The organism is Deinococcus sp., from assembly GCF_030523985.1.
Classification (GTDB): domain Bacteria; phylum Deinococcota; class Deinococci; order Deinococcales; family Deinococcaceae; genus Deinococcus.
Map to the genome: position 1 here is coordinate 1 of NZ_JAUNHK010000193.1, position 2,222 is coordinate 2,222.

At 62.0% G+C, this 2,222-nt stretch carries 2 protein-coding genes; one reads left to right on the forward strand and one right to left on the reverse strand.

The features are described 5' to 3' along the window. Nucleotides 1–151: 151 nt before the first annotated feature. A complete protein-coding gene (locus tag Q4C89_RS14845) occupies nt 152–529 on the forward strand; it encodes an HU family DNA-binding protein (RefSeq protein WP_303103397.1) in 378 nt (125 codons plus the stop codon). A 134-nt stretch (nt 530–663) separates the two neighbouring features. On the opposite strand, the gene Q4C89_RS14850 is transcribed toward Q4C89_RS14845, so the two are convergent. Further along, nucleotides 664–2,205 carry an ABC transporter substrate-binding protein gene (locus Q4C89_RS14850; RefSeq protein WP_303103398.1) on the reverse strand — a complete coding sequence of 514 codons (1,542 nt, stop codon included), beginning with the start codon at nt 2,203–2,205 and terminating at the stop codon, nt 664–666. Nucleotides 2,206–2,222: the final 17 nt, after the last annotated feature.

A 2,222-nucleotide genomic window follows, 5' to 3' on the forward strand; every position in this document is an offset into this window, starting at 1 on the left:
CGTCACAGCGCTGCTTTTTCGCCTCCAGAAAGTCTCAAGGCCGCCTCAAGAGACCATCTGCACGGGGTTTTTCTCCCTCAAATCTTAATGAATGCGTCCTAGTGGGCATTCCCCCCCTTTCCCCCCCTTCACAGCGGGCAGCGGATATGTCATGCTGCTCACCATGACGAAAAAGTCTACGAAGGCCCCCGCCAAGAAGGCTGCTCCTGCCGCCAAAGCCGCTCCCGCCGCCAAGCGCAGCGCCGCTGACAGTGGCAAGGTTGCCAAGACCCAGCTCGTGGAAATGGTCGCCGACAAGACCGGCCTGACCAAGAAGCAGAGCGAAGAAGCCGTCAGCACCATGCTGGAGTGCGTGGTCAGCGCCCTGCAAGACGGCAAGAGCGTCGGCCTGCCCGGCCTCGGCACCCTGAGCGTCAAGGAAACCGCCGCCCGCACCGGCGTGCGCCCCGGCACCAGCGAAAAGATTCAGATTCCCGCAGGCAAGAAGGTGGCATTCAAGGTCGCCAGCACCCTCAAGGGCAACCTGTAAGCTTTTTCCCCTCACACGGCTCCTTCCGGCGACGGGAGGAGTTTTTTTTGATCTGCTCCTAAACGTCTGAACGCCAGAACTCCCGCCCCGTGGCAGGAAACTGGCGTTCAGAGCCTCTAACGCTCAGGTCAGCGTCACTTCTTACCAATGACGTTGAACTGCTCCGTCAAAGACGGGTTGGGGACCCAGCCGGTCAGCGACTTGCGGGCGGCGCAGAGCGGACGCGAGTGAACGATAGGGATTCGCACAGCGGCGGCGTGGGTCAGGTCATGCACCTGGGAGAAGAATGTCGCTTGCTGCGCCCGGTCCTTGGCCGATGCGGCCTTGCTGAGCAGACCCTGGATCTGGGCATTGTCGAAGCCGGAATCTTTTTCGCTGCCCGGCCCATAGTAAGAGTCGTAGAAGTTGCTGGGCGAGCCGTATTGCCCGGTCCAGCCGATCATGTACATGTCGAAACCGGGGGCCTTGTTGCGGTCTTCGAGGTACTTGGCCCAGTCCACAGTCTTGAGTTCGATCTTGATGCCGATAGCGCTCAGGTCGGCTGCCATCGCCTCGGCAATCGGCTTGGGCGTCGGGAAATAGGGGCGCGACACGGGCATATACCACAGGTCGAGCTTGAAGCCGCCTGCGTAGCCCGCTTCCTTGAGAAGTTGCTTGGCCTTGGCCGCGTCGTTTTGTACGAACGCCACCTTCTTGCTGTTGGCCCAGGCCAGCGGCGGCGGCACGAAGCTGTCGTCGCTGATGCCGAGTTCACCCCAGAAAGCGTCGGCAATGGCGCGGCGGTTGAGCGCCAGCCGGATGGCCTGACGCACCTTGACGTTCTTAAGCTGCTCTTGGCGGGTATTCAGGCTCAGGAACCCGACATTGAAGCTGGGGCGCAGTACCGCCACGAGGTTGCGGTCGTTTCGGATGGTCGGCAGATGGTCGGGGTTGAGATCACAGGTGAAATCGATGGTGCCGGCCTTGAGTTCGTTGAGGCGGGCAGTCGGGTCTTTGAGGGTTCGCACGACCAGACGCTCACTTTGCGCCTTACCGCCCCAGTAGCTCGGATTGGCGGTGAGCGTCACTTGCTGCCCAGGCACCCACGCCTGGAGACGGTAGGGGCCAGTGCCCACCGCGCCGCCGACTGGCGTGCCGTAGTTGACTCCAGCCTTTTTCACGGCGGCAGGGCTGGCAATGCCGAAGAAGCTGACCCCGATCATGTCGGGAAAGTTGGACAGCGGACGGTTGAGGGTAAAGACGACCTGATAGTCCCCCTTCTTGGCGACGCTTTTGAGGACACTGCCCTCGCCTTTGTCGTCCCCGAAGATGAGCCGCCAGCTGTCCCAGGTTTTCTGACTGGCGAAACGCTCGGGGGCCGCCGGGTTCCACCAGCGGTTGACGTTGTAGACCACCGCGTCGGCGTTGAAGGGCGTGCCGTCGTGAAATTTGACGCCCCGGCGCAGGGTGAAGGTCCAGACCTTGCGGGTGGCGTCGGCGCTCCAGCTCAGCGCCAGACCCGGTATCAGGGTGGTGGTGCCCGGCTTGACCCTGGTCAACGTGTCATAAATCTGGTTTTGCACCACTGCCGAGTTGCTGTCGCTGATGTTGCCGCTTTCTAAGGTTACCGGGTCGCCGCCTGCGCCGTAAACGAGCGTGGCGGCCGAAGCACTGGACCAGAGACCGAGCGAAAGCAAGAGGAGACGGGTGAGCT